Genomic DNA, 8,631 nt, shown 5'->3' on the forward strand with positions numbered 1-8,631 from the left:
AATCAGGTGAACGAAGGAGGAGTTATCATTGAAAATTTTAAAATCAGCAGTTTTCTCTAGGCTATTCGTATTAGGTATGCTTATATCGTACATCGCGATCCTATCCGCATGTTCGAGCTCCAATATCAAGGGACAGTCGAACAGTAATCTATCCGATCCGCCTAAAACCAAAATAGAAACTAACACTTATCAAAAAGTCGAAATCAATAATATGGGCTATTCCCTTACAATGACAGAAACACCGAAACGCGTCGTCACGTTAAATCAACACGCTACGGAGGTCATGCTAGCGTTGGGTCTTGAAAAATTTATGGTGGGAACCGCCTATTTAGATGATAAGATTTTGCCGGAGTACCAAAAACAATATGAACAAATTCCTGTTTTATCGAAAAAATACCCTTCACAGGAAGTCTTGATTTCCGCTTCTCCTGATTTTGCTTATGCAGGTTGGAAAAGCGCTTTTACAGAGAAAAGTTTGGGAAGCCGTGAAGATTTGGAGAAGTTGGGAATAAAAACGTATGTCCAAGAATCTTCCAATAAAACAGCTCCGACCTTAGACGAAGTGTACCAGGATATTCTGAACATCGGCCGTATTTTTAATGTGGAGGTGAAGGCGAATGAAATCATTAGCAGCATAAAGAAACAACTCGATGAAATCAAAAATCAAATCGGATCCGTAACTACCCCCGTTAAAGTGTTTGTATACGACAGTGGTGAAGATAAAGCTTTTACGGCGGCAAATACATATTTAACTAACCTCATCAACTTGGTCGGCGGAAAGAACGTGTTTGACGACATCCAGAAAGGGTGGACCGAGGTAAGCTGGGAGGAGGTTGTAAACCGCAATCCGGAATTGATAGTCATCGTGGATTACGGCGATAAAACAGCAGAACAAAAAATAGATCTGCTTTTGAAAAAAACAGAGCTTGTCGATGTTCCAGCAATTAAAAATAAAAAGTTTGTCATCCTGCCACTTTCTGCAGCAGCCGAAGGTGTGCGCGCGCCTATCGCTTTAAAAACACTAGCTAAAGGCTTTTATCCCGAGAAAGTGAAAGAGTAATCTATTTGTTTATTGGGGCGAAGTGCATAACTCATATCAAGCAATATTTTTTTAGCATACAAGTAGGGAATGCTAACCTTCATTTGGATGATAATTAAGCTATAAAATACAAGAAACCAGCAAGTTCAAAAAGCTTGCTGGTTTTACTCGTTGTACGTCCAGCATGGGGTGTCTTCTCTAAGGGGAAGTCCCGAACGGGGGGCGAACACCTTCCGTTAGCCAAGAACAAGGGGCTAACCTGCAAATTTGAGTGGTTGCGGGCAGACAATGACGTTCTTACTTGGTGTCGGGTGACAAGTACTTTATCCCATTCCCGATTTTGACAAGAACATTATGTAAATGAATGCAATGAAGGATGCTATATTGAAAAAAGCACATGGCAAATCACCGTCCCATAGAAATTAGGAAGGTTTTCCTCGATGTCTAAACATTGCTTGTTCAGTCTAGGCAAAAAGGTTCTTTCTTCGTTAAGATTGCATATATCCAGTGGAACAGTCTATTTACACAAGCGATCACGGCTACTTTAAACAGTTTGCCTTCTGCACGTTTTTTGTCGTAATAAGCTCTTATTCTCTTGTTTCGTGAACCTTTCAGACCACATCTTACAGAACCGGAAGCCGTTAAAGAAGCCGTCAGACAGTATTTGTTAGATCGGATGCACTGTAAGATCCGAGGAAGAGACGGAAGCCGCATTATGAAAAAACATGGCGTAGTTTCCTATTACACAGTCGCTCAGTACAAGCCATCTAAAAGCGATGAATTGGTGAAATACATAACCCAGCAGGTCGTGACCTACATGGAAACGCCGAAGGATGTTCGGAAGCAGACCAAGGCAATCAACAAGGAGCAAAGAGAAGGCTGGCAGACGATGCTTCGGCATGCTGCTTCTGGCGACACACATGGTGATCGAGCAGACAAAAAAAAAGAAACCTTGTAGGAAATGGTTCAGGTGATTGTCTTTTACCTGAATATTTCTTACAAGGTTTTTGTTATATGCAGCGAATACAGCATTAATCATTTTAAATGAAGAAAAGATGGTTGTGAAAAATGAAACTGGAAGCAAACAACAAGTTAGTCATGATTGGAGATTCCGTCACGGTGCGAATGCGGCTGTAACGGCCCGATAAGAGTTTAAGGAACAAATAGAATCTTGTCAATGAAATAGGAGGCTTCTTGGCGAAGCAAAGGTGCTTTGGAGCGGAAATCGACTGAACCGTCAGAATTGGCTATTGTAACTGGATCCGTAACTCCGGCAGCAACAAGCTTGCTTACGGCCTTGATAGCCGATTCATCGGTTTGCCCTGCCAATCGCACCTCATCGCCAAGCGGCCATGGAAGAGAAATGCGCGTTAAGATGACGGCCATTTCTTCCCGAGTTATCGTGCGATCAGGTTCAAATCGGCCTCCGGGCTCCTCCCCCAACCAATGATGCTCGACCGCAGCCTGTATCTCTTTGACCGCAAAATGGTGTTCGATATCCGTGTAGCCGGATTTCGATTTGGAAGGCGGATAGCCGACAGCATGCAACAGCATTGTGATGAATTCCGCGCGGGTCATGGGTGCCTTGGGGTCAAAGCTGCGCCCATCTCTTCCATTGATGATATCCAGCGAATGGAGCTTTTCAATAGACGGTTGGTAGGGGCTTTCTTTCGAGACATCGGAAAACAGCGCTTTTTCCTGTATTTTGGGCGAATAGGCTATCGGTGACTTGGCAGGTCTGTACATATTAGCAATACCGCCATCCTTTTGTTCAAGAAATGCTATTTTCTTCCCGTGGTCATCCATAAACAACAAGGGATCTATCTTTTTCAAAGTAGTCTTGCCATTCCCCAATTTGTATCTGTCTTCCGCTACAAGTTGTCCGTTATTGTACGTAATTCTAGTCACAAATGACGGAGTATGCAAATCTTTGTATAATCCGACGTAACGCGCGGCTTGCTGTTCTGTCAGAGATGATACCGATTCAGGTGTCTCGGTGCTCTTCGGATAATAATGGTCCATAAAGGCTGCATACAAATCCGAACGCAATTCGGAATCATTATTATAAATGACGAACATTCCCGTTTTTCGCTCAGGCAGTAGCCATGTAAATGAGGCATGTCCGGGGATGTTCCCACCTTTGCTGACGACATACTGACCATTCGACAGTTCATTGAAAATGCTTTCAAATCCATAGCTTGTAATAGGTATGGCCGGATGAGCGAAAACGGAAAACTTGCTCATTCGCTGAACACTTTGTTCGCTTAACATTTGCCGATCTCCGGCCTTTCCTTTTTGCAGAAGCATGTTCATGAATTTAGCCATATCGCTTCCGGTGGACAACATTCCGCCCTGAGGCATGTCCGTAGGATAAAGGCCATACTCCGGATATGGCGTGCCTTCCGGATCGTAAGCTGTAGCCATTCGGGCTTTAAGCTCTGGGGTTACAAGATCATGGGAAGAATTCATACCGAGCGGCTGAAAGATGTTTTTATCCATGTATTCATGAAAAGGGAGTCCGGTAACTTGTTCCACGGCATATCCCGCCAAAGCAAAAGCATAATCGTCATACTGGTAGGCTTCCCCCGGCGTCCGGACGATAGTTGGCATTCGATCCATTAAGAAATCTCGAAGAGAATTCTCTTGATTGAGAAGATCGGGTGAGGCGTCATCGTCTTTTTCATATGGGAAATCGAACCCAGTCATATGGGTCAGCATATTTTCCATAGTTAGCGGTTTACCTGTCGAATTGGGTATTGTGATACCTCCGAGATAGGATTGGATGTCCTGATCCAGCTTGATCTTCCCTTGGTCAGCAAGCTGCAGCACAGCCGCAGCTGTAAGCGTCTTAGAAATGGAACCGATGCGAAAAACGGTATTGGAATCAACTGGGATTTTGCTTTCTTTGTTTGCATACCCGTATCCTTTAGATAAAACCACTTGTCCGTCCTGAACGACGACGAACATGGCACCCGGAACATTGAACTTCTTCAGGCTTTCCCCAAAGTAATTGTCCGCGAAGGCCTCCACTTCCTTGGGGTCAATCGAACCGCTTGGAGCAGCAGGAACAGCTGCAGGCTGAATCGCTGTGATTGTTTGCCCCTTAAGAGGGAGCTGTTCCGCACTGACACTGTACCCTCCGACCAAAGCAATCAAGTAAGTAGCAGCTAGAGACGTGCTTAGCGTTACAGCGAGCACTTTTGAAACTCTTTTTTTGCGCATTAGAAAATTCTCCTTCAATGAAATTAGTATAGGCTGGAAGTACCCTCTCAGTGTAACATGATGGATTATTTCCCTACACAGTCTTCCGTCTAGTTCATTACCTAGCCTAAGGTCAAGCAAAAAAGGATCAGACCGCAGCAGCGACCTGGTCCTTTGCACTATTGTTTTCAATGCTTGTACTGCGGATAAACAGCCGGGAGCTCGGTATTCGTCTGTCCGAGGAACTAATTCACTTATACGATTCGTTTGTGAGAGGGTTCGCCAACCGAAAATAAATAATTAAGTCAGTTTTAAAAAAACCGCGAAGTGCTTGATTCTACACGTTTTTTTTCTAGTCATGGCCGATTCTTTCATTATTCTTTTATTTGACTGTAGTACACTTACATTATGAAAGTTATCATTCCGTCCACTGTTCATATTTTTGAGGGATAGAACAGTTATGATCAAGTTGATATCGTCTAGGCAGGATATGGCAAGGGAAAGAATAAGGGCTTTCAGAACCGCTTTACGGGATTCGAGGTATTCTTAACCCGTTAGATGAACGGAAAATTGAATGTATGGGGGAGTCAGTAATGAAAAGAACAACTATTGGATCAACAGCTTTAGGATTATTGGTGGGGGTCGTAGCTGGGGCGGGCATCATGCTCAATGATACGGCGTACGATTCCGTTAAGCAGGCAATCGGGCAAGGTGCTACGAATAATGCGGCTGTAGCTGGCGTAGGTGGTACTACGGCAGTCAATGTGTCTAACATGGATCTGGACGCAGCGATGCAGGTTGTGCAATCTCAACGCGCCGCTATGCTAGAAACACAGCTGAAAGACCAAATGGATTCAATAAAAAAGCGGAATGAGGACATCGCCGGATTGAACGATACACTGGCGAAGGTGATCGCACTGCAATCAGGAAATGCTCCCTATACGTTGGCAGCAGACTTAAAAACGAAGTTGCAGCAAGCAGGCGCTAAGTACGCTTTCAAAGCGACCTTAACTGCTGACGAATTGAAAGCAACGATAGATGAGATAAAAGGTAAAATCGACTCGTTAAATAACGCTCAGCAGATGGATATGCTCAGAATGCAAAGTTTAACCAACAAGCGCAACGAAGGTTTTGAGACTATGACCAATTTTATCAAGAAAATGCAAGAATCCAGAAGCTCAAACATCGGAAATATGAGATAATAGAATATTAAGTAACGTAAATAACAGGAATCCGCTGAGGCGGGTTCCTGTTTTCTACAAGGAGAGATCGTAACTGATGGAGAATATCCCTGATGAATTAAGAAATCATACGCTGCTGCACGGGGTCCCGGAGCATGAATTAGCAGCAGCCACCTCAACGATGCAGATGGTGTCCTACGCGGATAGGACAACGATCCTTAAAGAAGGCGCTGTCGGGGATGACTGCTTTTTCATCCTATCGGGCGAGGTCAGCGTGACGGCCCGCAGTCTGATAGGAAGCAGCGTCCGTTTGGCTACGCTCGGTCCTGGCGCGCTCATCGGCGAGATGGCTTTGCTCTCATCCGAGCGGCGTACGGCGACGATACGCGCCGTTGGCGAGGTCCAAGCACTGCGCCTTGACCGAGGAGCGTTTCGGACGCTTGCAGCGCTAAGTCCGCTTTTTCACGAGAGCCTGACCTATTCGGCTCGCATTAGAGACATTCACGGCCTGCTCAGCAAGGCGTCGATCTGGTCGAGCATCCCCGACTCGGAACTGCGGGGGTTGGCAGAGGTCACGGTGCTGCGGAGCGCGAAGCAGGGCCAAGTCATTGTTTACGAGGGTGATGCTTCGAATATGTTTTATACGATCGGTTCCGGCAGCTTCGAAGTCCGTTCGTCAGGGAAGCGTGTAGCCGTGCTTCACCAGGGCGACTATTTCGGTGAGATTGCACTGCTGACGGGTGTATCAACAACGGCAACGATTACAGCACTTGAGGACGGCAAGCTGTTAGCACTTGGAGAAGAGGAATTCCGATTTACGTTGATGCGACACGAACCGGTGAAGCGGCAGTTTCTGGCGGCCCTGCGTATTCGCAGGCCGGATATTGCAGATACCGCCATCCGGCAATGGATGCCGGATTCGGAACAGCCCGGACAAGTCACCGCTACCGGGCAGAATTGGCTTCGGCCGCCGGCACAGCAACGCTGGATCGATGTGCTAATGGCAATGGGCGGCTTGTTTCTGGTCGCAACGCTGCTGTCCGTTTGGCTGAAAGGCGCGATATGGACCTACGCCGCTTTGGTGACGGGCTGTCTGGCAGGACCGGTCACCTTCGTCGCCTATGCCAGAAGCTCGCAACTGCTGGGCTATCGCATAAGCCGGCTGCTTGGCGTTTTTGTAACTTCAGCAGCCATCGCCTTACCGTTGGCCATGCTGCTGGAGAAAAGCTGGTTGTTCGCAAAAGGGCCGGATGCGTATACATTTACTCAGCTTCATCTACCGATTGCCGTCGCTTTAATCGAAGAGGGATCGAAACTGCTGATTTGCTATTTCTTCCTGCGCAGTAAGAGGCAGCGTTTCCGAATGGATGCGGTCGTCTTTGGCGCCGCAGCGGGCATGGGCTTCGCTGCCGTTGAAAACATGATTTACGGCTGGGCTTTTCTCGGAACGGGAGCGACCGGCAGCATGCTTGCTGTCTTGTGGTTGAGAGCCTTGCTATCACCATTTGGGCACGGGACTTGGACGGCTATTGCGGCAGCAGGAATTGGGATCGGATTGTCGAAGGCCTCGACATCGTCTGGCAGGTTAAGCGTATGGCTAAAGGTGGCGGGGCTGGTTAGCGCGAGCATTCTGCTGCACACGCTCTGGGACTTCCAGTTCGCAAGTGGAGCGCTGAGGGTGGTTGGCATGGCTGCAGTCGGTGCAGCTGGACTCCTGTTGCTATTCCTGCTTATCCGTTCCGGCACAGCAGAAGAAATACAAGCACTGACGCTACTGAATCCTGCGCTGAGCGCGGACCGGTTGATAGACGATGCTGAGGAAGAGGATGCGGACGTCGAGCGTCCGCTAAACTGCCAAGTGTGCGACACGCAGTGCCCGCCAAAGACACGGTATTGTCCGCGCTGCGGGCAGTCACTCCGGGCAGAGGCCGCGCGGAATTGACGCCTCTTGGAGCGTCGTTTCCCAATCATGTTCGTTATATGGAAAACTTCTCAATATTCGTTTTAACATTGGCCATGATTTCGTTTGATCGGACATATTCACCACACCCGCTTGTTTATGTAATTATGGCTTGTATGCTTACCTCTATGGTAAGGAGGGAATTCAGCAAATAAATTATGACACGGCCTTCTAACGAGCAGAAATCTACTGGAAAGGAAATAAGATACGTTATGAATATTACTCCACAAGAAGAAAACATGATTAAGGCTCTACGTGAGGCTGCATTACCCCCTTTATTTGTGCTCATACGAATTAGAAATGATGTTTCAAATGACACTGCAAATGTCGAAGAGAGCCGAAGAGATGATGTCGTTAAAACATTAGAAAAATACATCGGCCCACTATGGGAAGACTATCATGAGGGGAAGAATTCACAAGCCAAAGAAAGATCTTAACGAATTAATCATAACTATGCAATGGCTGCAAACCCCAAACTCGCATCACTTAGATTGATATCATTACGAAGAACTATAGTTCAACAACGAAAGGGCTGCCGAATGGCAGTCCTTTTTTACGCTAATGAGCAGAAGAGTTTCAATTTCTGAATTATGGAAAAAATATATGAACGGAATATTACAACTAACTCGGAGGTGGAGGTTTGACCTTTCGGCTGATTGGTGCCATTATTTGCTGGTTTATCTCTTTCGTTTTTCTTACATTAGGCATAATAGTTGTTCAAAGTGAAAAACGCAAACAAGATACTATTGCCAAAGAATTAAAATTACGTGATATTGAAGGTGTTGCCGATTCATTTTTTGTATGGATAATCTTTTTTGTCGTTAATTCAATTGGTGCGTTATTAAGAGCATTACCTTGGTGGTTAGTTAAAGTTATTTATATCCTACTCGGTATCGGGTTTGTGTTGTTAGGTATTAAGTGTATGGGCTGGCTGGATTAACTACAGGAAAACTATAGAGCGAAAAGCAACAAAGGGCAGCCGAATGATTTCGTAGCCCTGTTACGCTAACGCAGAACGATAGTTCAAACACGACTTGAAGGCAGCAGGATAAACCGACGTAGAAAGGGAGAGGGATTTGTATGTGTCGATATGCGATGTATGGGCCATATAAAGACATTAACGCATGTTTTAATTGTAGGAAGGTATTTAAACAAGTATCTAATTTTGAACTTAGTGATACGGAGATTGCACATAGGCAATATAAATGTCCCCAGTGCAGCCAATTTATGAAGGATATGGGACATGATTT

At 46.0% G+C, this 8,631-nt stretch carries 7 protein-coding genes and 1 pseudogene; 6 read left to right on the forward strand and 2 right to left on the reverse strand.

The window, feature by feature from the left end; translation table 11 throughout:
- Positions 1-76 precede the first annotated feature (76 nt).
- On the forward strand, positions 77-1,060 hold the full coding sequence (locus GK047_RS07815) for an ABC transporter substrate-binding protein (RefSeq protein WP_163943829.1): 984 nt from the start codon (positions 77-79) through the stop codon (positions 1,058-1,060).
- Positions 1,061-1,498: 438 nt separating this feature from the next.
- Here the strand turns inward: GK047_RS07815 and GK047_RS07820 are convergent.
- Positions 1,499-1,642: pseudogene (locus GK047_RS07820) on the reverse strand (IS110 family transposase); the annotation flags it as partial.
- 214 nt (positions 1,643-1,856) lie between these two features.
- Here GK047_RS07820 and GK047_RS29540 point away from each other — a divergent pair.
- Positions 1,857-1,997, forward strand: a complete 141-nt coding sequence (locus GK047_RS29540; RefSeq protein ID WP_240343852.1) for a hypothetical protein — start codon at positions 1,857-1,859, stop codon at positions 1,995-1,997.
- 194 nt (positions 1,998-2,191) lie between these two features.
- Here the strand turns inward: GK047_RS29540 and GK047_RS07830 are convergent, their stop codons facing one another.
- Positions 2,192-4,261: a serine hydrolase domain-containing protein gene (locus GK047_RS07830; RefSeq protein WP_163943439.1), complete on the reverse strand. Its 2,070-nt coding sequence runs from the start codon at positions 4,259-4,261 to the stop codon at positions 2,192-2,194.
- Positions 4,262-4,833: 572 nt separating this feature from the next.
- Here GK047_RS07830 and GK047_RS07835 point away from each other — a divergent pair.
- From GK047_RS07835 to GK047_RS07850, 4 genes are all read left to right on the forward strand, one after another.
- Positions 4,834-5,442 (forward strand): hypothetical protein, encoded by a 609-nt coding sequence (locus tag GK047_RS07835; protein WP_163943442.1) that lies wholly within the window; start codon positions 4,834-4,836, stop codon positions 5,440-5,442.
- A 76-nt stretch (positions 5,443-5,518) separates the two neighbouring features.
- Positions 5,519-7,363 (forward strand): cyclic nucleotide-binding domain-containing protein, encoded by a 1,845-nt coding sequence (locus GK047_RS07840; RefSeq protein WP_163943445.1) that lies wholly within the window; start codon positions 5,519-5,521, stop codon positions 7,361-7,363.
- Between the two features lie 230 nt (positions 7,364-7,593).
- Positions 7,594-7,818, forward strand: a complete 225-nt coding sequence (locus GK047_RS07845; RefSeq protein ID WP_163943448.1) for a hypothetical protein — start codon at positions 7,594-7,596, stop codon at positions 7,816-7,818.
- A 203-nt stretch (positions 7,819-8,021) separates the two neighbouring features.
- The gene (locus GK047_RS07850; protein WP_163943452.1) at positions 8,022-8,321 is read left to right on the forward strand and encodes a hypothetical protein; all 300 of its coding nucleotides are present in this window, start codon (positions 8,022-8,024) and stop codon (positions 8,319-8,321) included.
- The last annotated feature ends 310 nt before the right edge of the window (positions 8,322-8,631 follow it).

The sequence above is a fragment of the Paenibacillus sp. SYP-B3998 genome (assembly GCF_010820665.1).
Lineage (GTDB): Bacteria > Bacillota > Bacilli > Paenibacillales > NBRC-103111 > Paenibacillus_E.